The sequence below is a fragment of the Nocardia sp. NPDC058480 genome (genome assembly GCF_042720495.1).
Classification (GTDB): Bacteria; Actinomycetota; Actinomycetes; order Mycobacteriales; family Mycobacteriaceae; genus Nocardia.
This window is the reverse complement of record NZ_JBHXMN010000007.1, coordinates 95,150-120,356: the sequence shown is the minus strand read 5'-3', so window position 1 is coordinate 120,356 and position 25,207 is coordinate 95,150. Positions and strand designations below refer to the sequence as shown.

Annotated in this window: 20 protein-coding genes and 1 tRNA gene; 15 read left to right on the top strand and 6 right to left on the bottom strand. The window is 67.3% G+C overall.

Annotation, left to right across the window (positions count from 1 at the left end; translation table 11 throughout):
• Position 1: 1 nt before the first annotated feature.
• The 4 genes from ACFWO8_RS18830 to ACFWO8_RS18815 are packed head-to-tail and all read right to left on the bottom strand — an operon-like array spanning position 2 to position 5,276.
• Positions 2 to 1,027, bottom strand: coding sequence for a replication-relaxation family protein (locus ACFWO8_RS18830; protein ID WP_378952421.1), 1,026 nt, complete (start codon positions 1,025 to 1,027; stop codon positions 2 to 4).
• A 37-nt stretch (positions 1,028 to 1,064) separates the two neighbouring features.
• Positions 1,065 to 3,581, bottom strand: a complete 2,517-nt coding sequence (locus ACFWO8_RS18825; protein WP_378952418.1) for a helicase HerA domain-containing protein — start codon at positions 3,579 to 3,581, stop codon at positions 1,065 to 1,067.
• Positions 3,578 to 4,594 carry a TRM11 family SAM-dependent methyltransferase gene (locus ACFWO8_RS18820; RefSeq protein ID WP_378952415.1) on the bottom strand — a complete coding sequence of 339 codons (1,017 nt, stop codon included), beginning with the start codon at positions 4,592 to 4,594 and terminating at the stop codon, positions 3,578 to 3,580. Before ACFWO8_RS18820 ends, ACFWO8_RS18825 begins: the two co-directional genes overlap by 4 nt.
• 46 nt (positions 4,595 to 4,640) lie before the next feature.
• A complete protein-coding gene (locus ACFWO8_RS18815) occupies positions 4,641 to 5,276 on the bottom strand; it encodes a hypothetical protein (protein WP_378952412.1) in 636 nt (211 codons plus the stop codon).
• Between the two features lie 493 nt (positions 5,277 to 5,769).
• Here ACFWO8_RS18815 and ACFWO8_RS18810 point away from each other — a divergent pair, with 493 nt between their 5' ends.
• Positions 5,770 to 6,696 (top strand): hypothetical protein, encoded by a 927-nt coding sequence (locus ACFWO8_RS18810; protein WP_378952408.1) that lies wholly within the window; start codon positions 5,770 to 5,772, stop codon positions 6,694 to 6,696.
• Complete coding sequence (locus ACFWO8_RS18805; RefSeq protein ID WP_378952405.1) at positions 6,693 to 7,097, top strand: pilin; 405 nt, start codon at positions 6,693 to 6,695, stop codon at positions 7,095 to 7,097. Before ACFWO8_RS18810 ends, ACFWO8_RS18805 begins: the two co-directional genes overlap by 4 nt.
• On the opposite strand, the gene ACFWO8_RS18800 is transcribed toward ACFWO8_RS18805, so the two are convergent.
• Positions 7,075 to 7,479 carry a hypothetical protein gene (locus ACFWO8_RS18800; RefSeq protein ID WP_378952402.1) on the bottom strand — a complete coding sequence of 135 codons (405 nt, stop codon included), beginning with the start codon at positions 7,477 to 7,479 and terminating at the stop codon, positions 7,075 to 7,077. The genes ACFWO8_RS18805 and ACFWO8_RS18800 overlap by 23 nt on opposite strands.
• Here ACFWO8_RS18800 and ACFWO8_RS18795 point away from each other — a divergent pair.
• The 4 genes from ACFWO8_RS18795 (at position 7,445) to ACFWO8_RS18780 (ending at position 13,853) form a co-directional block, all read left to right on the top strand.
• Complete coding sequence (locus ACFWO8_RS18795; RefSeq protein WP_378952399.1) at positions 7,445 to 8,959, top strand: hypothetical protein; 1,515 nt, start codon at positions 7,445 to 7,447, stop codon at positions 8,957 to 8,959. The genes ACFWO8_RS18800 and ACFWO8_RS18795 overlap by 35 nt on opposite strands.
• Entirely contained in the window at positions 8,956 to 11,895 is a 2,940-nt protein-coding gene (locus ACFWO8_RS18790; RefSeq protein WP_378952396.1) for a PrgI family mobile element protein, read from the top strand. Before ACFWO8_RS18795 ends, ACFWO8_RS18790 begins: the two co-directional genes overlap by 4 nt.
• Before the next feature lie 353 nt (positions 11,896 to 12,248).
• The gene (locus ACFWO8_RS18785) at positions 12,249 to 12,521 is read left to right on the top strand and encodes a helix-turn-helix transcriptional regulator (RefSeq protein WP_378952948.1); all 273 of its coding nucleotides are present in this window, start codon (positions 12,249 to 12,251) and stop codon (positions 12,519 to 12,521) included.
• A gap of 282 nt (positions 12,522 to 12,803) precedes the next feature.
• Complete coding sequence (locus tag ACFWO8_RS18780) at positions 12,804 to 13,853, top strand: tyrosine-type recombinase/integrase (protein ID WP_378952393.1); 1,050 nt, start codon at positions 12,804 to 12,806, stop codon at positions 13,851 to 13,853.
• Between the two features lie 111 nt (positions 13,854 to 13,964).
• On the opposite strand, the gene ACFWO8_RS18775 is transcribed toward ACFWO8_RS18780, so the two are convergent.
• Positions 13,965 to 14,037: transfer RNA gene (locus ACFWO8_RS18775), tRNA-Asn, on the bottom strand.
• A 211-nt stretch (positions 14,038 to 14,248) separates the two neighbouring features.
• Here ACFWO8_RS18775 and ACFWO8_RS18770 point away from each other — a divergent pair.
• The 9 genes from ACFWO8_RS18770 (at position 14,249) to ACFWO8_RS18730 (ending at position 25,185) form a co-directional block, all read left to right on the top strand.
• Complete coding sequence (locus tag ACFWO8_RS18770) at positions 14,249 to 14,494, top strand: hypothetical protein (RefSeq protein WP_378952390.1); 246 nt, start codon at positions 14,249 to 14,251, stop codon at positions 14,492 to 14,494.
• 63 nt (positions 14,495 to 14,557) lie between these two features.
• Positions 14,558 to 14,815: a type II toxin-antitoxin system Phd/YefM family antitoxin gene (locus ACFWO8_RS18765; protein ID WP_378952387.1), complete on the top strand. Its 258-nt coding sequence runs from the start codon at positions 14,558 to 14,560 to the stop codon at positions 14,813 to 14,815.
• Entirely contained in the window at positions 14,812 to 15,066 is a 255-nt protein-coding gene (locus tag ACFWO8_RS18760) for a Txe/YoeB family addiction module toxin (protein ID WP_378846028.1), read from the top strand. The genes ACFWO8_RS18765 and ACFWO8_RS18760 overlap by 4 nt, the downstream gene beginning before the upstream one ends.
• Positions 15,067 to 15,303: 237 nt before the next feature.
• Complete coding sequence (locus ACFWO8_RS18755) at positions 15,304 to 16,323, top strand: trypsin-like serine peptidase (RefSeq protein ID WP_378952384.1); 1,020 nt, start codon at positions 15,304 to 15,306, stop codon at positions 16,321 to 16,323.
• 12 nt (positions 16,324 to 16,335) lie between these two features.
• Positions 16,336 to 17,490, top strand: coding sequence for a S8 family serine peptidase (locus ACFWO8_RS18750; RefSeq protein WP_378952381.1), 1,155 nt, complete (start codon positions 16,336 to 16,338; stop codon positions 17,488 to 17,490).
• A gap of 5 nt (positions 17,491 to 17,495) precedes the next feature.
• The gene (locus ACFWO8_RS18745; protein WP_378952378.1) at positions 17,496 to 21,719 is read left to right on the top strand and encodes a TIR domain-containing protein; all 4,224 of its coding nucleotides are present in this window, start codon (positions 17,496 to 17,498) and stop codon (positions 21,717 to 21,719) included.
• Positions 21,720 to 21,722: 3 nt separating this feature from the next.
• Positions 21,723 to 22,613, top strand: coding sequence for a DUF4231 domain-containing protein (locus ACFWO8_RS18740; RefSeq protein WP_378952375.1), 891 nt, complete (start codon positions 21,723 to 21,725; stop codon positions 22,611 to 22,613).
• Between the two features lie 264 nt (positions 22,614 to 22,877).
• Complete coding sequence (locus ACFWO8_RS18735) at positions 22,878 to 24,512, top strand: protein kinase (RefSeq protein WP_378952372.1); 1,635 nt, start codon at positions 22,878 to 22,880, stop codon at positions 24,510 to 24,512.
• A gap of 262 nt (positions 24,513 to 24,774) precedes the next feature.
• Positions 24,775 to 25,185: a hypothetical protein gene (locus tag ACFWO8_RS18730; RefSeq protein ID WP_378952369.1), complete on the top strand. Its 411-nt coding sequence runs from the start codon at positions 24,775 to 24,777 to the stop codon at positions 25,183 to 25,185.
• Positions 25,186 to 25,207: the final 22 nt, after the last annotated feature.

Sequence of the window (25,207 nt, the reverse complement as noted above, 5' to 3'; positions counted from 1 at the left end):
CTCACCAGTGCTCGGAGGCTGGTGGCTGTGGGGGCGGTGGTGCGAGGACGACGAGCCCGTTCAGCGATGGCGCGGGTTCCTCGGAGTCGATGCTGGTGGCAGGTGGGGTTCGCCGTGGCCAGAGAGCGGGGAGTTCGTGCAGGCGTTTGCGGTCGGTGTCGGTGTCCAGTGGCAGCCACACGTGTTCGGCGGGGCTGGCTTCGGGCCTCGGGGTGAGGAGTTCGGCGGCGGCGGTGGCGACGGGCACGGCATCGGGGTCGGGGAGCCGTTCCCAGGTCCGGCGCAGCGCCGCGCGAGTGTTCGCCTCGCGCACCATGGTCGGTACCCACAGCAGCACGGGGGTGATGACGCCGGTGGTGCGGGCCAGCTCGGCGAATCCGTGCAACTTGGCCGCGACCCGGGACGGGGCCGTGGTGGTGGCGAGGTCGTATTCGAGGAAGAAGTCGAGCGTGGTCTCGGCGTAGCTATAGCGGCCGAAGGCGTCGGGGCGGGCGAGGTCTCCCCACAGACGCTGGCACCGGGTCTGCGACCACCACGCCTGCACCTGGGCCTGGTTGCCGCGCTGGTCGCGGGGGGCGTGGGCGATCAGGGTGGTGAACCATTCGGCGACGCCGAGGGTGTGGGTCAGGTGCAGGCTGTGGGCGATGGCGAGGGCGCGCTGGTGGTTGTAGCCGAGCTCGCGCACGCTGATCCCGGCCTCGGCGGCGAGGACGGCGGCTCCCCCGGGTGCCAGGACCCAGTGCACGGGCGCGCTGCCTCGGGTGCGTAAGGGCCGGAACCGTTCCAGGACGCCGTAGCGGTGCAGCAGGGTGAGACGGCGCAACGCGATGGCGGGGGTAGGGAAGGCGAGTGCGGCGAGTTGGTTGGTGGTCAGGACGCGGTGTTCGTGCAGCATCCGCAGGATCCAGCGGTCGCGCTCGGTCAGCCGCGCGACGAGTGCGGTGATGTCGAGCGGCCGGGTCCGGGCGGGCCGGGCCTCGGGGCGGGGTCGGCGGGTGTCGGTTTGTTGGTCGGGACGCGAGATCATTGGTGACGCAACCTTTCTCAGTGTGGGCGGGGTGCGGTCAGGAGTGGCGAGGGTCGCGCTGTGGGCGATTGGGTGGCTCGTCGTGATCGCGGTGGGGCGTGCCGCTGGGCGGGGATGCGGGTGTGGTGAGGCGGGCGGCGGCGGCGATCTCCCGGGCACGGCCCGGGATCGGCGGGTCCAGGGGGCGGGTGGTGAGGGTGAAGGGTCGGGCGTTACGCCCGTCGACCAGCAGGCGGGCGGCGGCGTGGAAGGCGTCGAGGTGGGACAGGTCGTGCTCGGACAACCACGGGTCGGTGTGACGGGCGAGGTCTCGGGCGTCGTCGGGAGACACGGCGAAGACGATTTTGTTGCGGGCATTGGCCGAGATCCCGTCACGCAGCTCCCGGGAGAGCTGGCCCAGGTTCTGGTGCGCGAGCAGCAGAGAGAGGCGTAGTCCTCGGGCTTCGGCGAGCATGTCCTCGATCGGCGTCGACAGGTTGAGGAAGTTTTGAGCCTCATCGAGAACGAGAGCTGCGTCCGGCCGGTCGGCGGCGGAGACCCGAGCCCGCGCGGTCACCGCCTGCCACGTGCGTGCCACGAGCAGTGACCCGACAAGGCGTGAGGTTTCCTCGCCGAGTGAGCCTTTCGGTAGACGGGCCAGGCAGATGCCGCCGTTGTCGAGGATGTCGGCGAACTCGACGGTGCTGGGCCCGCCCGCGATGGCCGCGCGCACGAACGGGCGCAGCAGGAACGCGCGGAGCTTGTTCAGCAGTGGTCCGGTGAGTTGGGCGCGGCCGGTGTCGGAGAGGGTCTCGTAGCTGTCCCAGAACCCGCGCAGGACTGGGTCTTTGGTGGTGCGGGTGACCCGGGCGCGGAAAGCAGGCTCGGTGAGCAGCCGGGGTAAGTCGGCCAGGGTGGCGGTGCCGGGCTGGGCGCACAGAGTCAACAGGCTGGCGCGCATGATGTCGTCGGTGCGCGGTCCCCACCATTGGTGGAAGATTCGGTGGAAGACCGTGACGAGGTTGTCGACGGCGAGATCCATTCCCGCGCGACCGATCCGGTCGATGTCGAGGGGGTTCACGCACGGCGGCGGGGCGGAAGAGTCGGCATCGAAGAGCACCACTCGATCGGCCATGCGGGAAGGAAGCCGGGACAGGACGTCGGTGACAAGGTCGCCTTTGGGGTCGATGACGATCACCCCGCGTCCGTTGTCGGCGTCGTCGAGGATCGTGCGGGCGAGCAGGGTGGACTTGCCGACGCCGGTCGGGCCGAGGATGTGCAGGTGGTGTCGGGCGTCGGAGATCTTGACCGCGACCGGTCGGCGAGTTCCGGTGTCGGCCATCCCGAGGGGTTTCGTGAACTCCCCACCGACCGGTATCTCCGGGGCCGGGGACAGGGCGCGGGCTCCGGCTCGTTGGAGTCCGGGTAGGCCGGTGTCGGTGGGCAGGTGGGCGATCGTGGCGAGTTCGGGTACCGACAGCACGTCCCCCCGGCTGAGACGCCGCTGCCGGATCAACCACCCGAGGCGCAGGCGACGACGCCGCCGGTAATAGTTGTGGTCGGTGCAGGCTCCGAACACCGTGGCTAAAGCGTCGGCCCGACCTCGCGCCACAGCTCGCGCCTGCGCTGTCGGCGCGCTGTCGTCGGGATCATCGGAGACTGGGATCGAGGTGGCGTAGCGGACCACGGTTTCCCAGTGCGCGCCACGTGCTTTCGCTGCCGCTGCGCGGGCGGCGGCGCTGTACTCCATCACCGACTGCCGGTCGCTACCCCGGCCGCCCTGGGCGGAACCCTCGGCCCGCGTTGGCCGGGCGGTGGTCGTGCCGGGGGTGAGCAGATTCAGTGCCTCCCGCAGCAAACCCACCACGATCCCCGCTGAGGCACCGGTGCTCGCCGCGGCACGAGTAGCTCGCGCGACTCGGCGGCCGGTGACCGGGCGAGCGAGGATCTGCACACAGGCGGCCTGGCCGGGGCCGAGATCGTCGGCGGCGGTGATCAGGTCACGCACGAGATCACCGGAATGGTCAGTACTCAACGGCAAACCCTCACGCCGCCCGAGCCGCAGCTCGCCTCCGGCCACGATCCGCCGCACGCCTTCTGCCGGGGCGGGCAGCGGTGACCGGGCGGGGGTGAGGGTGTCGGTGTGCGCGCCGGGCCACGCGGAGGCGATGGCGCGTTCGATGAGTCCGGGCGGGATCGCGCCGGGCACCCAGAGCCGGATCGCGGCTCCTTCTTCCGGGGTGACGGTGTACTCGAACCCCAGGTGCGGCTGCCCCCACAGCACCCGTGCCCAGGCTGGGCGGAGTTGTCCGATGAGGTGGGCCCAGAAGGCGAGTGCGCCTTTGGCGTCGACCTCGGGTGGGGTGAGCACGGTGATCTGGCGAGCACGCGCACTCAGCCGGCGCCGACGCCACTCGGCCAGAGACCGCACCGCGGCGAGCACCCCGAGCACGGCCGCGACCACACCCAGCCCGGACACCGATCCGAGGGCCTGTTCGATCGACTCGGTGAGATCGGCCAGGGCCGTGCCGGGCGCGAGAAGCGCCCGGCCCAGCCACCCCTGTTCGGGATTCACGCGGCCACCGATCCCGTGCCGCTGGCATCGAGAGTCGGCAGCGTCGTAGAGGTGCCGAAGGGGAAACCGCCGCTCGCGCGGCGGCGCTCGGACGCGGCGCTGGCGGCCTCGGGCTTCCTCAAAATCACGACGTCCTCGTGGGCGATGAGGTGCATCGGCAGCCCGGCAGCGCGCTGTTTGACGACGAAGTCGCGCTGGAAGAAGCTCGACCGGGCGACGAGCTCGCCCTCGGACAGGCGGCCCAGCAGGGCGACGCACCGCTCCACCGGCACGAGCCCGGCCAGCTCGCCACAGGTGTAGAGGTGGCCGGGCAGCGGTACCAGTTCGGCGTGCTGACGCCACGGCCGCGCGGTGATCACGACATGTCCGCCGGGGGCGAGGTATTCGGCGGCCCCGGCGAGGATCCTGGTGAACCCGGTGAGCAGGCGGCCGAGGCCGACGTTGGCGAGGTTGCCCCGGTCGAGGACCTGGCCGTAGCGGTGGTTTCTCTTGCGGATCGGGTCCGCGCCGTTGGCGCGGACGTGGCCGTGCAGCGAGTCGCCGTAGGGCGGGGAGGTGATCACCAGACTCGCCTGCCCGCGCAGCTCGGCCGGGATCAGATCGGGCAGCTTGCGGGCATCGCCGTGGTAAACGTTGGCGTCGAGATCGATCCCGGTCTCGCGGGCGAGCTCGATGTTGGTGCGGGCCAGCTCGGCCCACCGGGACTCGTATTCGACGCCGACCGCTCGGCGGCCCAGGTGCAGCGACTCGACGAGGGTGGTACCGATCCCGCACATCGGGTCCAACACGAGGTCTCCGGGGCGGGTGTAGGTCTCGACCGCGTGTTGGACAATCGCGGGGAACATCTTGGCCGGGTGCGCGGTGCTGTCGGGGTGATAGCGGCCCCGTCGTTGCGCGGCGGGGGCGTTCTGAGCGGTCGCCCACACCGACACCGGCAGGGCGGCCAGGTCGTTCTGTACGGCGGTCGCGGAGTCGATGTCGGGGGTGTGGGTGGCGTGGGCGTCGAGAGTCATGCGGGTGTCCTTCGCGTGAGAATGCGGGCAGGGCGAGGGGTGCGGGTCAGCCATGGGAGGGCTGGAGGAACACGAAGACATCGGTGTGCGCGACGCGGTGGCGTGCGAGCGCAGACGAGCCCGGTTCGGTGGTGACGGTGGTGCCGCTGATCGGGGCGGCGATGATGTGCTGGAGGTAGAGCAGATCGGCGGCTTGCGCAGCGGCTACGACCGACCCGGCCGGATCCAGCAGGACCCCGGAGTCGCTGTGGCGGCAGCGAGAGAGAACAACCAGCAAACCGCCCATCGCCAGCACCTCGGTCGCGAGCGAGGTGACATGGTCGGCGGCGGCGTTCGGGTCGACGTGCTCGGTCAGCAGGCTCGCGATAACCAGATCCACCGACTGTCCGGCCCCATTCCGGTCGGTGGGGGCGTCGAGGCCGTGGCGGTCCAGGTCACCGATCGAGGCCAGAGCGGCGGCGGTGTCGGGCTCGATGATTCGCAGCGCGCCTCGGGCGGCGGGGGTGGGCCAGCCCAGCAGCATTACTCGTGAGGCTGGTTCGGAGAACTCAGCGATCGCGTGGGACAGGACCGGGTCGGGCCAGCGGTCGTCCGGATCGAGCGGGGCGGGGCCCAGCGCCCACAAGGTCGAGGGGACACGCACCGGGGCAGAGGTGGAGCGGTGACGAGAATTGGCGGGCATAACGACTCCTGACGAGAGAGAGCGGTGTGTACTCGCTTACTTCCGCCGAAAAGCCGTTTTCGGGACACAATTATTTGGATTTTTTTCTGAGAATTTTCTGAGACAGAAAAGGCGGAACGACGCCCGTTCTGTGGGTGGCGGGTTGAACTTTTTTTGAGAACTTTTTGGATGGTTGCGAACCGGTGCGAAGGGGGTATCCGCAACCTATCTGAAACATATCCAGTTCATATCCGGAACCTATCCGCGTCTTCATAGCCGCAGGTAGGCGGCATATCGGTCCGGATATGAGTGCGCGTTCGGGGCTCGGGTGAAGCGGTAGCGAAATGTTCGCCAGCTTGCTCGGGATATGACTTGGATATGTTTCAGATAGGTTTGGGATATGGTTTGGATATGTTTCAGATAGGTTTGGGATATGGTTTGGATATGTTTCAGATAGAGGCCGCAGGTGTCCTTGTGAGGTCGGAAGTTCTCGATCGAACAAGGAGTTTTTGTGGTGACGAATTCACACGTCGGTACATATTCGGGATCGGGCGGTAAACCAGGTTCTCCGCTGGCAGTAGTGCGGGCGGGTTTCGACCGCATCGCCACCGAGTTGTTGCCCGCCGATCCGCGTGCGGTGCCGACGCCGGACGCCGCCACGGCCAGCTCGGTACGGACGTGGGAGCAGTTGCGCGAGCGGCTGTGGGACCCTGCGGTGCCGATCGCCGAGATCGACGCGATCTGGGCATGGCTGATCGAACGCACACACAACCACGACCAGGACGCGATGCTGGTGTGCGCGGGCCTGGCCGTGCCGATGCTAAGCAGAGTTGCCGGGGAATACGCCACCCCGGGCAGTAGTAGCCGCCACGACGTCGAGTCCGAGGTACTGACCGGATTCCTCACCCACCTCGCTCGCGTCCCGTTGGACCGGCCCGGGGTGTGGCATCGCCTGCGGTGGGCGGCCTACCGCGCGATGATCACCGGGGCGAATCAGCAGCAATCACCAGCGATGTCAGCGGGTGACATCGACTGCGACCTCGGTCCGCTCGCAACGCGGGCGCGGTCGGCGATCGCCGAACCGGGCCATCCCGAGTCGGTTCTGGCCCGAGCTGTGACGGCCGGAGTGATCTCCGCCGACGCGGCTGAATTGATCGCGGCGTCGCGGTGGGAGGCCCGCTCGTTGACTTCGCTGGCGGCTGAGCGTGGCGTGTCGTTGGGCAAGCTGCGCAAGCAACGCCGCCGCGCCGAGCGCGCCCTGCTGGCGTGGCTGACCGAACGCGCCCGAGACCTGGACTCGGATCGCACCAGCACTGTCGAGGCCGCGACGGTCACCGCACTCGCGTCGCCCTCACGGTTACCGCGGCGAGGTCGCCGGCCCAAGCGCGACTCCTCGGCACCGGCGCAGTCGGGCACCGAACACGGGCAGGTGGCGGCATGAGCGGGAACCGAGGAAACCTCAGCGTGGCACCACTGTCCTCGACTCGGCAGGCGGTGCTGCGGCGGCGGTGGGCGACGATCCTCGCGGCCCTAGCCACGATCATGGCGTTGCTGGTGCTGATGGCCGGGTCGGCGTCGGCCGCCCCGCAGACAGCGGTGCTGGCGGTCGCGTCGTCGCTGGATGAGGTGATCGACAACGCCCGCAACTGGGTGATGGGGATTCTGGCCGGGTTGGCGACGCTGTGCCTGACCGTTGCCGGTGCTCGCTATCTGCTCGGCGCGGGCGATCCCGCCGAGACCGAGAAAGCCAAGACCGCCTTCCGGGCCGCGTGCATCGGCTACGGGTTGGCGGTGCTGGCACCGGTCATCGTGGCCGTTCTCAAGTCCATCGTCGGAGGCTGACGGTGAACGCCTCACACCAGCCCGGTCCCACCCGGGTCTGCGCACGAGGACTGCGCCTCGTCCGCACCGCCACAACGGCGGCAGCGGTGGCGGTATTGGTGGCGGTCCTACTCGGGCTCACCGGCGCGGGTGGTGCCGCCGCCCAGCCCGCCACGCCGACGCCGCCTGTGCCGGTGACCCCGACACCTGCCTCGCCGACGACCACTCCTCCGACTACGACCCCGCCGTCGCGGTGGGTGACGCCGCCCTCGACCACCACCCCGAGCCCGGCCACGCCCACACCCTCTCCGGCTTCGCCGGGTTCGTCGACCTCGGCCGAGTGCGGGGTCACCAACATCAACGGGTGCGTGGAGAACGCGATCGACGGATTCTTCCAGCGCATCGTCGAGTCCGCGCTCAACCCGCTCCTCGAGTTGCTGTCGGAAACCCTGCTCACCACACCCGAACCCAGCGAGATCCCACAGATCGGTGTGCTGTGGAACCAGTCCTGGCAGATCGTCACCGCCCTCTACGTGCTCGTCGTGATGGCGGCCGGGGTGCTGCTGATGATGCGCGAGACCCTGCAATCTCAATGGTCGCTCCGAGAACTCGCCCCGCGCTTGGTGGTCGGGTTCGCCGCCGGGGGACTGAGCATGGCGATCGCCACGGCAGCGATCAGCTTCGCCAACGCACTCGCCGCCGCCGTGGCCGGAGATGGCGTTGACTCCGGCTCGGCCGCCGATGCGCTGACCGAGCTCGCAACGACCGGTCCACAGAGCCAAGGCTTCGCGCTGCTGCTCTATCTCGCCCTGGTGGTGATGCTGCTCGTGCTGCTCATCAGCTACGTCGTGCGAGTCACCATCACGATCCTGCTGATCGTGGGTGCACCGCTAGCGTTGATGTGTCATGCACTGCCGGGTATCGACGGGGTAGCGCGGTGGTGGTGGCGCTCGTTCGCCGCGTGCCTGGGGATCCAGGTCGTGCAGTCGCTGATCTTGGTGACGGTTCTGCGGGTGCTGCTGGCCCCGGGCGGGTGGTATCTGTTCGGCCCGGACGCGAACGAGATCGTGAACATGATCGTCGCGTTGGCGCTGATGTTCGTGTTGATCAAGATCCCGTTCTGGCTGCTGTCGGTCCTCAAGATCGGGCAAGGTCGCAGCTTCGTCGGCTCGATTGTGCGTGGCTTCATCGCCTACAAGACGCTCGGCCTGCTCAAAGGTTCTACCGCGAGTAGCGCACGCAGCGCCGCCTCAGCGACATCCGGCCAGCGTGCGGCCCGGCCCCCGCGAGCACCTCGTACCGCTACCAGCTCCGGACCTGTGGATCCGTTTGCGCGGGTCCGCTCGACGCGAGACGGGCAGCTGATGCTGCCTCTGGAAGGGGTGCGCCGCGTCGCCCGCCAGCCGAGCCCGACACCCGCCCATTCGACCAGCCCCACCCCACCGCCGAGACCGACGCGGGCTCAACGTGGACGCCAGCTCGCGTTCGACTTCGCCCCACCAGACCCCTACCGGGGCATCCGCGCCGGGGCTGGCGGTCAGTACCCGCTCCCGATCCCGGTCCGCCGGGTCCGCACGACGCCACTGGCCCCGCCACCACCCGAGCGACCCGGCCGCCGGGCAACACCTCAACAGCTCGCCTTCGATTTCACCGAGCCCGCCCCGGCCGATCCCTACGCCCGTCTCCGGCCGAACCGCAGCGGCCAGTACCCGCTGCCGTTCCCGGTGACCCGGGTCAAACCCGTTCCGCCGCCACCGAACCCGCCACATCCACCCGCATCCGCGCCTGCGCGTCCTGCGGGGCGGCAGCTGCATCTACCCATGCCCGACCTGCCCGTGCGCCGCCGCGCACCACGCGCTCCGAGAGGAGGCACCCCGCAATGAGCACCATCGTGCGCATCCCCGCCGACGTCGACCGCTCCGACCGACTGCTGGGTCCGTTCACTGCCCGCCAGCTCGCCGTCCTCGCCACCACCGCCGCGCTGATGTACGTGGCCTGGATCACCGTCAAAACGGTGATCGAGCCGCCGATCTTTCTCGCCACAATGACTCCAATTGGAGTCATTGTCACCGTCGCCGTCGTGACCCGACGCGACGGTCTGTCGACCGACCTGCTCGCCGTCGCTGCGATCCGCCACCGCCTGAGCCCACGTCACCTGGTGAGAACACGCGGGCAGGCACCGCCCCCGCCGCAATGGATCACCAACCGCACCACCCGAACCCAGCCCCGCCCACCCACACCGGTCGCGTTCACCGCGCAGGTGGCACGGCTGCCGGAGTCGGTGACGCAAACCGGTAGCGGTATCGGGGTGATCGACCTCGGTGCCGACGGGCTCGCCGTCATCGCGGTCTCTGGAACCCTGAACCTGAGCCTGCGTACCCCGGCCGAGCAGGACAGTCTCGTCGGCCAACTCGCGGGATGGCTACACACGCTGCGCCAACCCGTGCAGATCCTGGTGCGCTCGGCGCGGCTGGACCTGACCGAGCAGATCACCGGACTGCACTCCGCCGCCGAGCAGATGTCAACCGACCTCGCTGTGGCCGCGCTCGATCATGCCGATCATCTCGCCGAGCTGGCCGCGCGCGAGAACCCGACCCACCGCCAAGTGCTGCTGGTGTGGCGCGAACCCACGCAGAGGCTCGCCGCCACCGGGCTGCGTGCCCGGTGGCCCGGACGAAACCGGGCCCGGCGCGCGCTGTCCACCGGCGCGCGCCGGGCTGCGCAATCGCGGCTCCTACGCCGGATGACCGAGGCAGCCGATGTCCTTGCACCGCTGGGAATCTCGGTCACCCCTCTCGATGAGACGCAGGCACGGGCGGTGCTGACCAGCTGCACCAACCCCGAGGGCCTCGTCTCGGTCGCAGCCGACATCGCCGAACCCTCCGCGATCATCACGTCTGACCCCGCCTCCGCAGTGGCCGACCCATTCGCCACCGAGACCGGGTTCGCGCCGGAATCACTCACCATCGGCACCCGGCATCTCGAGGTCGGCTCGGACTGGACTCAGACCCTCGCGGTCACCGGATACCCGAGAGAGGTAACGGCCGGCTGGCTCGCGCCGCTGCTCTCGCACCCCGGGCGGGTCGAGGTCGCCATCCACATCGACCCCGTCGACCCGGTCACTGCCGCCACCCGGCTACGCCGCCAGCAAGCCCGACTCGAGTCCTCCCGGATGCACGACACGGCCCGAGGCCGCCTCACCGACCCACAGGTCGATGTAGCGGTGGAGGACGCCGCTGACCTGTCCGCCCGGGTCGCGCGCGCGGAGGCGAGGTTGTTCCGCGTCGGGGTATATCTGAGCGTGCACGCCGAATCCGAGGCCGAACTGGCTGACGAGGTCGCCGCCGTGCGGGCCTTGGCGGCCAGCCTGCTCGTGGATACCTGCACCCTGTCCTACCGAGCCGCTCAAGCCTGGGCCACCACTCTGCCGCTGGGCCAGGACTTGATCGGAGTCCAGCGCACCTTCGACACCACCGCCCTCGCCGCGGCGTTCCCTTTCGACTCCCCACAACTTCCCGCCGTCGATCCGGCGCAGGCCGCCCGCCCGCACGGGGTGCTCTACGGCCGCGACGCCGCCTCCGGGCTGCTGTTCGTGGACCGGTTCGCCCCCGAAGCGCACAACCACAACCTGGTGATCCTCGGGCGTAGTGGTGCGGGTAAGTCCTACCTGGTCAAAACCGAGATCCTGCGCTCGCTGTATCGCGGGATCGAGCAAGTCGTGATCGATCCCGAGGACGAATACCGGCGCCTGTGCGAGTCCGTGGGCGGCACCTCTATCCGCTTGGGCGCTCCTGGTGTGCGACTCAACCCATTCGACCTGGAAGTCCACACCCGAGTCGATGGCCGTCGCAGTGCTCCATCCGATGCGCTCACCCGGCGGAAGCTGTTCCTGCACACCCTGATCCAGGTGCTGCTGGGAAACCAGACCGCCGCACAACGGTCGGCCCTGGACGCCGCGCTGGCCGCCACCTATGCCGCCGCCGGGATCACCGACGACCCCGCCACCTGGGCCCGGCCCGCGCCCACGCTGAGCAACCTGCGCGATCAACTCGACCAGCTCGGCACGCAAGCCGCGACCGAGCTGGCTGCCGGGCTGCACCCCTACATCGGCGACGGGGCCTACGCCGGGCTGATCGACGGGCCGACCACCACCGAACCCGAGGGCGGGCTGATCGTGTTCTCGCTGCGGGAGCTACCCGAGGAGCTGAAAACCATTGGCACGCTTCTCGTTTTGGATGCCACATGGCGGCGGGTATCGAATCCAGGACAGCGACGGCCCCGGATGGTCACCGTGGACGAGGCATGGCTGCTCCTGCGCCAGCCCGCCGGAGCCCAGTTCTTGTTCCGGGCGGCCAAGAGCTTCCGCAAACACTGGGCGGGATTGACCGTCGCCACACAGGACTGCGCGGATGTGTGCTCGACCGAACTGGGGCGCGCGATCATCTCGAACGCCGCGACCCAGATCTTGCTACGCCAAGCACCTCAAGCGATCGACGAGGTCGCCACCGCCTTCCACCTCTCTGAAGGCGAACAGCAGTTCCTCCTCTCGGCCGCACGCGGTTCAGGACTGCTCGCCGTCGGCGGCACCGACCGGGCGGTATTCGGGTCGGTGGCCTCGCCTGCCGAGAACGCCTTCATCACCACCTCTGCGGTCGAACTAGCCGCTAGGGATGACGAACCCAACACCGACGTCGAGATCGGCGATACGTTGGCGGACTCGTTGACCGGCACTCCTAACAAGCAGGAGACCGGCCACCCGAACATGGTCGCGTCTGCCAGCGACCGAGCCGAGGTGGTGGTCGGAAGTTATGGGGCATGAGCTCGTCCTGCTCCGGTCGGAGGACGCCCAAATCTTCTTCACCATCATGGACCCCGCATCCCCGGCGAGAGCGATCTAGCGCGGCCCGTCCGCGCATCCACGCGCTACCCAATCCGCCCGGAATCCGCCGCTGTGCCCGAACGGGGCGGTCGGCGAACGGGAAACCCCAAATCGGGCGACGCGACAGCAGAAACGTTGGACGAGAAGCTATTTGACTGCTCACCAACTACGGAGCGTTCATGGACCCGGTGTCGGAATGATCCGGTCCCTTCACGCAACCCATCACCCCGTCGCCGCCGACCCTTACTTGGCACCGGACACGCGGCGTGGTGCACGAAGAAAGCGAGGAATTGATGAATCCGAGAACTCCTGGCGGCGAGGTGGTCACGCCGCTGCACAGGCCCGGCGGTCCACACCGGACGGGACACAGGCGCTGGCTTAACCGCAGTGAGGCTGCCGACTACTTGGGCGTGCACCCTCGAACGCTGGCGAACTGGGCGGCGATGGGACGCGGCCCGCGCTACTCGAAGCCCTCCGGCAACTCGTGCATGTATCGCCTCGGCGACCTGGACGCCTACCTCAAAGCGTGCATGGTGCACACCGATGACCAGCCCGAAGCCGCCTGACAGCCATCGAAAGAATCGAAAGGATCGAGAGGATCAATGCCACGACCAGCCACCGAGCTCGGCAGCTACGGCGATATCGGCACCAAGGAGCAGAAGGACGGGAAGTGGAGAGCCTGGGTCACGTTTCGTGACTACGACGGCACGGGCCGCGTCGTGGATGCACTCGGAACAACCAAGAGCAAGGCCACGGCGGAGTTGCGGAAGAAGCTCACAGCTCGGCAGAAGCAGTACAAGGGCCGCACGCGCGGCAAAGTCACCCGCGATACACGCCTCACCGTCCTGATGGACATCTGGCTCGACGAGGTGTCACGAGATGAAGGCGTAGGCCAGCAGTCGTATGACCTGTACAAGGGCGAGATCGACGCGAGCGATGACAAGCGCGCCGACAAGGCGACGGTCAAGCTGCGTCCCGCGATCGGCAATCTTCGTGTCTGGGAGGCAGATACAGGTCGACTCGACGAACACATCCAGTCGATTGTCGCTGCCGGAATGAGGTCGAAGGCGCGGCTGCACAAGGTGATTCTCACCGGCATTATGGGGGTCGCCGTCCGGTACGGAGCGCTGCCGGAGAACCCGGTGCGAGACACATCGCGTCTGCGCAGCCGCAAGATCAAACCTCAGACGATCGAGCGGGACCGCCTGACGGGTTTGCGTGCTCAACTTCGGGAGTGGTTGGCGGGGAACGAGATTCCGGGATCACCCGCTTACACGCACGGCCCGAAAAGGGACCGGACGATACTCGATGTGGCCGATTTGATCCTGGGCTCAGGGGTGCGGCCAGGCGAGGCGCTGGCAGCGTCGTGGGATCAGTTCGATCTCGAGGCGAAACCGGCGACGTTCACCGTGTCGGCGACCATTGTCAGGCTCAACGGGAAGGGGTTGTTCCGGCAGGAGTGGGCGAAGTCCGATGCCGGGCATCGGACGGTGGCGCTGCCCGGGTTCACGATCGAGATGCTGAAGCGGCTACGCGACAGCCCGACCTGTGGACGGATGTGCGCGGTGAAGGCGCTGCGCGAGGTGGGTGCCAGCGTGGTGCAGATCGAAGACAAGGTCCCGCTCGTCTTTCCCGGTCGGGGCGGGGTCCTGCGCGATCCGAACAACTTCAATCGGACATGGCGGAATGCCCGGGGCACGTTGTATCGGGATGTCACGCAGTACACGTTCCGGAAGGCGGTAGCGACGCTGATCGCCGAGACGTCGGATTCGAAGACCGCCGCGAAACAGCTGGGGCACTCTCGTGAGGCGGTCACCGAACGGCACTACATCGCGTCACCGGAGCAGGCGCCGGACTCATCGGCGGCGCTGGAGCTGGGGTTCGGTACGTCGGGCTGACAACGACGTTCTTGGTGGCGAATTCTTGGTGTTTTCTTGGTGATGGCCCGAAAATGCGGGATAAACGAAGAAATCCCCTGACCATTTTGCCTGGTCAGGGGATTTTTTATGCTCCCCCATCTGGACTCGAACCAGAAACCTGCCGATTAACAGTCGGCTGCTCTGCCAATTGAGCTATAGGGGATTGCCCTGAGTGGTTAGACTCAGGCGGTCTGCCTTGGCGGGCTGACCGAGATGAAACTTTAGCGCATCGTGTCGCGGGAACCCAAATCGGGGCGCTACCTGCGGACATGCGGCGTATAACGATGTGCTGTCGAACGGTGGCCGGATCGACAGGGGTGGGGCGGCTGGGGCAGGATGGAGCCCGCACACAGACGTGGGAGGAGCTCCAGGAGATGCTGCGGTTGATCATCGGCGTAGCGGCCGGTTACGTGCTCGGCACGAAGGCTGGTCGGGTGCGCTACGAACAGATCACCGCGGCCTCGCGAGCGGTCGCGGGTAGTCCGGTGACGCGCAAGTTGGTGTCGGTGGGTCGGCAGAAGCTGTCGGACAAGTTGAGCACGCAGCCGAAGCTGGAACCGATGGAGCCGATCGACGAGCGCACCACGGTACTGATCCCGCACAACCAGCTGCGCCGCTGAGGCCTATCGAGTTGTACGGGAAAGCGGTACAGTACAGGTATCTCGTACGAGGATGGGAATCCAATGACAGATACCGTGTCTGCCAGCGAAGCGCGGAACAAGCTGTTCCCGCTCATCGAAGAGGTCAATAACGACCGCACCGCAATCCACATCACCAGCAAGAAGGGCAACGCCGTCTTGCTGAGTGAAGAGGAGTACAACTCCATGCGGGAAACGCTGTATCTGCTGCGCTCGCCTGCCAATGCGGCCCGGTTGGCGCAGGGTATCGCGCAGGCGGAGTCTGGCGATGTTGTGGAATTCCAGCCAGAAGGGGACCAGTGAGAGTCGTCTTCGTCAAGGTCGCTTGGGAAGATTACACACATTGGGTCAGTACCGACCGAAAGGTTGCTATCCGCATCAACCGTCTGATCGACGACATCGCACGCGATCCGTTCAACGGTCTCGGCAAGCCTGAGCCGCTGCGAGGCGACAAGTCTGGCTACTGGTCACGTCGCATCGACAGTGAACACAGGTTGGTCTATTCGGTCTCGGGGGAGACTGTCACGGTCGTGCAGGCCAGGTACCACTACTGAATTCTTCCGAACCTTTCGCGTTCATCGCCCGACTCGACTGTGCGAGAGGTTCGTTGATGGTGAATCAGCTCCTCGACAGTCGCACGTAGCGGAGCACGTAGTACTGCCCGAGAAATTGGGGTAGCCGTGTACTCGCGTCGGCTCGCGCACATCCTCGTACGTTCAGAGCGGACAGAAAATCTGCGGCTGACGTTGGCGTTCGGGACATCGGAGCCGCTCGGGAATCGAGGAGCACGGATGTCTACCGCAATCACCACCCTGACTTCGCCCAAAGGTCAGCCGCTGACTCTGGTGGGGGAGGCGAAGGTCTCACCGAACTCGGTGTACCCCCGCGTCGAACCGCCGCGCGGCGACGAACTCGGCCCTGTCTTCGAGATGTCGGACTATGAGCTCGCCGAAGCATTGCGGCCGGTGATCTTCAACGAGGGCAAGGAATACACCGTCGACGCACCGAGCAGCTCGTTCGTCGAGCTGCTCCGGGCGGATCGCGAACGGCGCACATCGTCCTACACCGCGCTGCCGCGCTCCCAGTCCGAACAGATCGATTCCACGTCGCTGCACGCACTTTCGGGAATCATCGGCACGGACAACCGCGTTGTGCGTCGCGACAACACGGTGTATCCGATGAGCACGATCGCCTATCTCGCGCTCGCGAGCGGGGGATACTCCGGGTCCGCGACGATGGTCGGGCCGTCGACTGCGGTCACCGCGGCGCACGTCGTGCACAACGGAACGAACTGGCTTCCTTTCGCATCCGTGGCACCCGGCACCGATCGCCAAGACCCGACACCGATGCCCTTCGGCAGTCACGGCGGTTACAACGTGACGGTCCCCGGTGGCTGGGTCAACAATGCGGGCGGTGACGCGCGATTCGACTACGCCGTCATCGAATTCTCCGGATACGGCGACTTCCCGGGCCGCGCGTCGGGTTGGAAGGGGCTGTGGGTGGCGCCCGACAACGTTGTGACCGGCAACCGGATGTATCTCTACGGCCATCCGAGTGACAAGTCTCAGCCCCAGATCTGGGGCAACGAAGGCAACGGCATCCTCAACGGTCAGTACATCAACTTCTTCATGGACGCGTGGTACGGCGACAGCGGTTCGGGTCTCTATGTGTACGACACCGACGGATGGCCCTACGTCGTGGGCGTGCTGCGCGGTGCCGCGGGCGCGATCGGCGACAACACCAAGCCCAACTTCGGGCGGCGGATGACTCGCGACGTCTTCGACTTCATCGTCGCGTACTCGGCTCTGTAGGAAGGAATCATCATGTCCGACACCATTTCTGCGGAGCCGGAAGCCGGCGTCGCGTTCGAATCGGTCGTCCCCGTCGAGAAGCCGCTGCAGACCGACCTGGCGTTCATGCCGGAACTGCTCGAGGTCGATCTGCTGGTACGCGCCGCCGAGGCTCGCACCAAGTTCAACGTCGACGGGTCCGGTATGACGGTCGCCGTTCTCGACACCGGGCTCCGCACCACCCACGTCGATTTCGCCGGACGGGTTCGGGCGGGCCGGAACTTCACCTCCGACAACAACGGTTCGCCCACCGATCCGACCGACGGCCAGGGGCATGGAACCAACGTCGCGGGCATCATCTGCGCCGGCGGCGTGCACACCGGGATGGCACCGCGCGCGCATATCGTGCCCGTCAAAGTCCTCGGCAACTCCGGCGGCGGCAGTTTCCTCGCGATCCGCGACGCACTGCTCTGGGTGCTGGCCAATCGAACATCGCTCGGCATCTCCGCCGTGTGCATGTCCCTCGGCGCATCGGACAACAACACCTCCGACGCGGATTTCGCGGGTGACGGCATCGGTGACGCGATGCGAAAACTCACCAACGCCGGAGTGGCCTGCTGTGTCGCGGCGGGTAACGACTACTTCGCCCACAACAGTGGCCAAGGCATGAGTTACCCGGCGATCTTCCGCGAGACGATCAGTGTCGGCGCGGTCTACGACGCCGACGAGGGATCGTTCAGCTACGGCTCCGGTGCGACCGCCCTGTCGACGGCTCCGGACCGGATCACACCGTTCTCGCAGCGCCTGCACTCGACCGTGGGTGGCGACTGCGCGACCGATATCTTCGCGCCCGGCGCCCCGACGACCTCGTCGGGAATCCGCAACGACAGCGGCGAGTCGATCCAGCACGGCACCAGTCAGGCCACGCCCGTGGTCGCCGGCGTCGTGCTGCTGATTCAGCAATTCCATCTGCGGGTGGCCGGGACGATGCCGTCGGTCGCCGAGGTTCGCACATGGTTGCAGGCGGGCGCTGTGCCGATCGTGGATGGCGACGACGAGCACGACAATGTCGTCCACACCGGGCAGACGTTCAGCCGGATCAGCGCGTTCGGCGCGCTCACCGCCTGCGCGAAGGATGTCGCGAGGTCGGCGCTGATCGAAGCGGGCATCGACCGGTCGCGGGTGTAACTGCCATGGACGCCGGCCGGTCGGCCAGGCTGTTCCTCAGCCATTCGAGCCGGGACAGCCGCGAGGCGGTCGCGCTGCGGGCGTGGCTGATCGAGGCGGAGCCCGGTCTGGCAGGCGAGATCTTCCTCGATCTCGACCCGGATACCGGGATTCCGGCCGGCGTCCGATGGAAGGACGCACTGCGCGGGGCGGGCGATCGCTGCGAGGCGGTCATCTGCCTGTTGTCGAACAATTGGGACAGTTCTCATGAGTGCAAGGTCGAATACCGTCATGCCGAGTCACTGAACAAGCCGATCTTCACGGTCCGCCTCGAGCCGTTGGCGGGGCGCGACATGACCAGTGAATGGCAGCGTTGCGACCTGTTCGGGGACGGACCGAAGACGGCGATATCGGTGAATGGGGAGACGGTCGAGTTCCTGACCGAGGGGTTGCAGCGGCTCCGTCACGGCCTGCGGGCCGCGGGCATCGGCGCCGACACCTTCGGCTGGCCACCGCCGGGCGACCCGGGCCGCGCACCTTATCGAGGGTGGGAACCGCTCGAATCCGTAGACGCCGCAGTCTATTTCGGCCGCGACGCGCAGATCGGGCGAGCGATCGACACGGTGCGTGGGCTGCGCAACCTCGGCGGCGGCCACCTGTTCGTCGTGCTCGGTCCGTCCGGTGTGGGCAAGTCGTCGTTCGTGCGCGCCGGGTTGCTGCCACGCCTGGCCCGCGACGACCGCCACTTCCTCACCATGGACATCGTGCGGCCGCACCGCAAAGCGCTCACCGGTGACGCCGGATTCGCGCGGTCGATCCACGCGCTGCGCGTCGGCGTGGGGCTGCGGCGGCCCGGTCTCACCGAGATCGAGGACGGCGTCCGCGACGTCGAACAGGTGCGGGCCTGGCTGATCGAAGCACAGCAGGCCGCGCGGGAACGCGTCCTGGACTCCGACGACGACCCGGCCCCGACGCTGATCCTGCCGATCGACCAAGCCGAGGAACTGTTCGGCCCCGAGGCGGGCGAACAGGCCGGTGTGCTGCTCACGCTGCTCGGTGGCCTGCTCGACCGCGACCGCGGGATCTCGATGATCGCGATCGCGACCATCCGCTCCGACCGCTACGAACCGCTGCAGACCGCACCGATGCTGGCGTCGGTCGCGGTGCGGCCGTTCGACGATCTGAAACCGATGCCGCAGGCCCAGTTCAAGGAAGTCATCGTCGGGCCGGTGCGGCGGGCGAGGGAAGCGGGCGCGGAGTTGTCGTTCGCCCCGGACCTGGTGGAACGTCTGCTCGACGACTGGTCCCGCGGCGCCGACACCCTGCCGCTGCTCTCGCTCACCCTCGCCCGGCTGTTTCGGGACTACGGGGATGGGGAGATCACCCTCGCGCACTACGAATCCCTCGGCGGGTTGCGGCGGGTGGTGCAGCGCGAGGTCGACGAACTCCTCGAGGCCGACCCCGAGGTCCGTGCCGGACAGTTGGCGATCCTGCGACGGGCGTTCGTGCCGTGGCTGGCGACGATCAACTCCGGCAACGACCAGCCGATGCGCCGACCGGCCCGCTGGTTCGATCTGCCGCCGGAGAGCCATCCGCTGCTCGAGGAGTTCGTCGCACGCAGGCTACTGGTCAAGGACGAGCGTGACGGGGCCGTTGTCGTCGAGGTCGCGTTGGAAAGCTTGCTGCGCCAATGGGATACGCTCGCCGACTGGCTGCGGGTGCAGGCCGCCGATCTGGAGGCCACCGACAACCTCGAGCGGGCCGCGCAGGCGTGGGAGCAGAACGGGCGGCGCGAGGACTGGCTGCTGTCGGGGTCGCGACTCGCCGACGCCGAATCACTCGCCGCCGCACCAGGATTCCGCGAGCGACTCAACCCCGTCCGGGGTCTGCTGTTGGCCTCGCGACGCGCCGAGGACCAGCGAATCGACGAGGAACGCCGGCATCGGGAGGATGAGCTGCGGGCCGCCAGGGAACGTCAGCAGGCGGCGGAAACGTTGGCGGCCACGGAGAGCCGGGCGAAGGAGGACGCGCAGCGCAGCGCGCGGGCATTGCGTCGGCGGTCGCGGATTCTGCGGGCGGCGTTGGTGTTGACCATGGTCGCTGCGCTGGTCGCGGGGTTGCTGTGGGTGCGTGCAGATCGGGCGCAGGAGCGCGCCGTCGCGGAGAGCCTCCACGCGACAGCGCTGGCGTTGTCGGCGAATTCGCAGCTCATGCTCTCGGGAAGGTGGCCGGGCAAAAGCGACGACATCCTGGGAATGCAGATGGCTATGGCCGCGTATCGCATCCCTACGGAAACCAAGCGGGAGTTCGCCCTGCTCAACGCTATTCACCAGCAAGGCAAACTCCGCAAAATCGTCCACATGAACAGGGTCGAGGTCGCCAGTGTCGCCTATAGCCCGGACGGGAAACGGATCGCGGCCGCTGGTGGTAGCGAGATCCAACTCCTCGACGCCGTTACCTGGAAGCCGATCGGTACTCTGTTGGCGGGTCACAAGTCTGAGGTGATACGCATCGCGTTCAGTCCCGACGGTACCCGCCTCGTGTCCTCGGGTCGGGATCGAACTGTGCGGCTGTGGGACACCGGGTCCCAGCAGCAGGTAGGTGCCGAAATGCGCGGCCACACCGGACCGGTTATGGGCGTAGCGTTCAGCCCGGACGGCCGCCACATCGTGTCGGCGAGTACAGATAAGACCGTCCGGCTCTGGGATGCCGACACGCGCCAGCAGATCGGCGAAATGACCGAGCACACCATGCCGGTGACCTCGGTGGCGTTCGGTGAGGGCGGGCTGATCGCTTCGGGCGACTTCGGCGGCACCGTCCGTTTGTGGGACGCGCAGTCCGGACTACCCTCGGGCGAGCCGCTGACCGTGTACACCGACAGCGCGGTGAACAGTCTCTCCTTCGACCACAAAGGTGACCGACTCGTGGTCGCGGGATTCGATGTCCAGCAATGGGATACAAGAACCCACCGGCAGATCGGCGAGCCGCTACGTGAGCACACCGCAGCGGTAGGATACGTAACCTACAGTCGCGACAGCACTGTCATCGCCTCGGCCAGCGATGACAAGACGATCCGGCTGTGGGATGCCATGGCGGGTCGGCCTCTTGGGGAGCCACTGGACGGACACGAACTCATCGTGTCCAGCGTCGCGCTTCACCCCGATTCAGGTCGAATTCTCTCCGGCAGCCTGGATTCCACCGTCCGCGAATGGGAGGTTGGCGGCGGGCGAACCATGCACCACGGCGCCAAGGTGTTGGGCGCGGACGTGAGCCCGAATGGCAGGCATATCGTCTCTGGCGGTACGGATGGCATTATCCGACAGTGGGACACCGCCACCGGTGCGCAGCTCGGGCCCTTGATCCGCGGCGAGCACGGCATTTTCCAGATCGCGGAATACACAGCCGAAGGCACACAGGTGGCGGCTACCGGGTTCAGCCCCAAGTCCCTCGCGTTGACTGACATTCAGCTTTGGGATGCTGCATCGGGGGCGGCGATCGCGCCGCCGATCGCTCTGCCACCAGGAACGACCGGCCACACATACGATCCCGGCCGGCGCAGGCTGGTGATCAGAGCTGACGGTTATGCCCAGATTCGAGACATGGCGAGTATGCGTCCGATCGGACCGGAACTGCGCCATGACGATGGCTCTGTGCGGACGGTATCTATCGACAACGGCGGACGGCGTGTCGCCACCGGCGCCACCGACTACTCGGTGCGGTTGTGGGACCCAGACACCGGTCAACCGGTCGGCCAGCCGATGACCGGGCAAGCATGGGTCAAGAGCACCACCTTCAGCCCGGACGGCCAGCTGCTCGCCGTCGGCTACGAAGACAAATCGGTGCGCATCTGGAATACCGATACCGGCAGGCAAATCGACGAACCCATGTGGCAGGACGGACCGGCCAGCATGGTCCAATTCTCTCCGGACGGCCGCATACTCGTCACCGTCGGCATCGACAATGTGTTGCGACTGTGGGATGTGGAGACGCACCGTCAGATCGGCCCGGCCTTGGTCGGGCACGGCGCCCCAGTTACCGCTGTCGACTTCACGCCCGACGGTTCTGCGATCATGTCCGCGAGTGTTGACGAGACCATCCGGATGTGGCCGGTGCCGACTGCCTCGCCCGAGCAACTCTGCGCCAAGATGACCCACAACATGAGCCGGGAGACGTGGCGGAACTGGGTCTCTTCGGAGATCGACTACATCGAGCTGTGTGAGGGACTACCGATCGCCGGCGAGGAGGAATAGCCGATGATTACCGACGACGATTTCCTGAATACCCTCTGGCAGCGGCGAACTCGCTGGTCGACCACCGCTACCCAGATGAAGCGACAGTTGGATCGAACGCGTCTCGCAGTTCTCCTCCTCGGAAGCTGGGGCGCGATCGCCACGGCCTCGACCGCGACCATCCTCCGCTCGGCAGGCACCCCGACACGCATCGTGGCGCTGTCGGGCGCGGTGGCGCTGGCGGTGGCGACGTTTCTCACCGCCCAGTACCTGACCGCGGAATCGACCCGCCGCTGGGTTCGGGCCCGGGCGGTCTCCGAGGGTGTCAAGCACCGAATTCTCACCTTCCGCGCCACCGGTGACGCGGAACAATCCGGGCAATTGCTGGCCGATATCGATGGCATCGAGCGGACGGCAGCGGACCTGTTGCCGATGCTCGCGCCCAGCGCCGAAGCCGTCGAGGCGCCACGATCGATGCACCCCGAAGAGTATGTCCACGACCGGGTACGGGCCCAGATCGACGACTACTACCTGCCCGCGGCCCGCTGCTACAGCACCCGTGCGACCCGGCTGCGCCGCGCCGCTGTCGGCCTCGGCCTCGCGGCTACGATCGTCGCCGCGATCAATACCGGTGTCGGTGTGGAAGCGGCGGGCCGCATCGCGCCCTGGGTCGCGGTGATGACCACGCTGAGTGGATCGTTGCTGGCCTATCTCGCAGGCAAGCGGTACGACTTCCTGGTGATGACCTACCTCGCTACCGCGGATCGCCTGCGACGGCGGCTCGATCGGTGGCGCACCGACGGGTCACCCACCGACCGGGTCCGGTGGGCGGCGTTCGTCGCGGACTGCGAGAACACCATCTCGCTCGAGAACGCGAGCTGGATGGCGAAATGGGGCGAGCGCACAGAGATCTGACGACCTCGACCGTCTCGGCCCCGAGACGCGCGTGCGGACGACTTCGGCACCACGCCGAGCGGCCTCGCTGATCGTCTGCTGTGGCTGATCGACCGCCGCTAGCAGGTGAGCGAACTGGTCAGCGCCGCATCATCGCTCGACCTTGCGGAAATGCCTCGGCTGACCCGGTTGATGTCGCAACAGACGCTGACGTGCTCTTGCGGCAGGGGTGGACCGGGGCGGATAGCCTGATCGCAGTCACATGGGTGGTGCGAAGGAGCTGTGATGGAGTTCGGGCCGGGGGCGATCCTTGCGGGGTACCGCATCGAGCGCAGGGTCGGTGGCGGGGGGATGGGAGCGGTCTATCTGGCTCAGCATCCGCGACTGCCGCGCCGGGACGCGGTGAAGGTGCTCGATGCGCGGCTGGCGGTGGAGCCGACGTTTCGGGCGCGGTTCGAGCGTGAGGCCGATCTGGCTGCGCGGCTGCGGCATCCGAATGTGGTGCAGATCTTCGATCGCGGGGTCGATGGCGATCGGTTGTGGATCGCGATGCAGTTCGTCGATGGGCTCGACGCGGCGCAGTTGCTGCGTCAGGGGTTGTCGGTGCTCACGCCGGAGCGCGCGGTTCACATTGTCGCCGAGGCGGCCAAGGGGCTGGACTACGCGCATCGGCAGGGGCTGCTGCATCGCGATATCAAACCGGCGAACCTGCTGATCGCGCGTGCCGACGACGGCACCGACGAAGTACTGGTCACCGACTTCGGGATCGCTCGCAGTATGGGGGAGACGACCAGTCTCACGTCCGCGGGATCGGTGCTCGGCACCCTCGCGTACGCGGCGCCCGAACAGCTCGAGGGGCAGCCGCTCGACGTGCGCACCGATGTGTACGCCCTCGGCGGGACCCTCTACGAGCTGCTCACCGGGTTCGTTCCGTACCAGCGGGAGAGTCCGGCCGCGTTGATCAGCGCGCATCTGATCGAACCGCCGCCACGCCCGACGGCGGGTAATCCGGCATTGCCGTTCGCGCTGGACGCGGTGATCGCGCGGGCGATGGCGAAGAACCCGGACGACCGGTACGCCAGCTGTGGTGAGCTCGCCGACGCGGCGATCGCGGCCTTCACCGGCAGGCGGGTAGTGGGGGATACCGCTGTGCTGCAGGGAGATACGCGACCCACACCACCGCGTGCTCCCGGCACGTCGCGGACGAGGAAAGCCCTGCTCGCGGTGGGCGGCGTGGCGGTGGTGGCCGGGGTGACCGCGATCGCCGTGCTGACTGCCAAGGACCGGGGCGGGGCGGAGGCGACAACGCCCGTCGCGCAGATCGGTGCCGTCCCGAACAGCTCGAGGGCGGCGCCGGCCCTGCGTCCCTGGCTCGACGATGTCCTCGCCGGTGATACGAGCGCGCTGATCCGCAAGTGCTGGACCCAGTCGCCCGCGGAGATTCCCCGGATGTACGGCGACGTCGAGCAGATCACCGATGCGGTGCGCCGCCCTGGCGTCCTCGGGCCATTCGGACCGTACTGGCAGAACGACGCGCTCCAGGTCAGCTTGCGCCCCAGCGAATTACGGTCCGACTACGGCTGCCCGATCGTCAGCGACCGGTCGGCGACCCGGCTCACCGACGAGCAGGCCCGCTACACCGTCGAGCGCTATCTGAGCCGGGTGGTCGGTGATCCGGTGAACCCGGCCGACGTGGAACCGGACTACCCACTGCTGTGCAACGGCGCCCAACCGGGCACCACGCTGTCCGGCGTGCGGCACTTCGAGGACAAGGCGCTCACGGTCCGCGGCTCCGCAGGCTCGGTCGTGACCGTCAGCGCGCCGGTGACCAGCTCCGAGGGTGCGACGTCGTCGGTCGACCTCACCCTCGACCATGCCGCGAACGGTTTCTGCATCTCCCGTATCGACCGGGCAGGCTGAGCGGCGGGCCCGGTGGCAGCCCGGCTTATCCGAAAAGGACGATCCGTCCGGTGGACAAGCCGACCCGGCCGCTCACCATCAGATGGTGAAGGCATGGGATAGGCTACGGCGGAAAGTTGGAACATGTTGATATGCAACACATTCGGGCCGCCGTATTCTGGCTCGTGTTCGAATCGGGACATATTTCAAATGGGGACATACACCGTCCTCCACCAACGCAATCGGGTGGCGGGTGCTGTGAATTTTTCTGAAGGGGTTGGGCATGAGGGCGACAGCGGGAATTTTCGGCCTTCTCCTTGCGATGGCCGGGGCCGTGATGATGTGTTTCGCCTATATGGCGCAGCATGATCTGCGCGACGACTCGGCCCAATCGACGCGAGATCTGGGTTGGAGCTGCGAAGCGCATCGCGACTACCCAGAAAAGCAGGAATGCACGTGGGGCTATTGGGACTCCATGTCCAACCACACTGCCGGCGAAGACACCGGGCCCGTCCGAGAACGAACAGCCGAACTCATCAGTGATGTCGTGCTGATCGGTGCCGCGCTCTTCGTGGGTGGTTTGGTCCTGACGGGCGGGGCGCTCGCAGGTGGGGGACGATCGGCTGCTGTCCTGCCCGTAGCGCCACCCCGCCAGCAGGTTCACGGTTCGTCGGAGCAATGGCCCAGCCCATGACCCTGTCATCGGGTCGGCCACC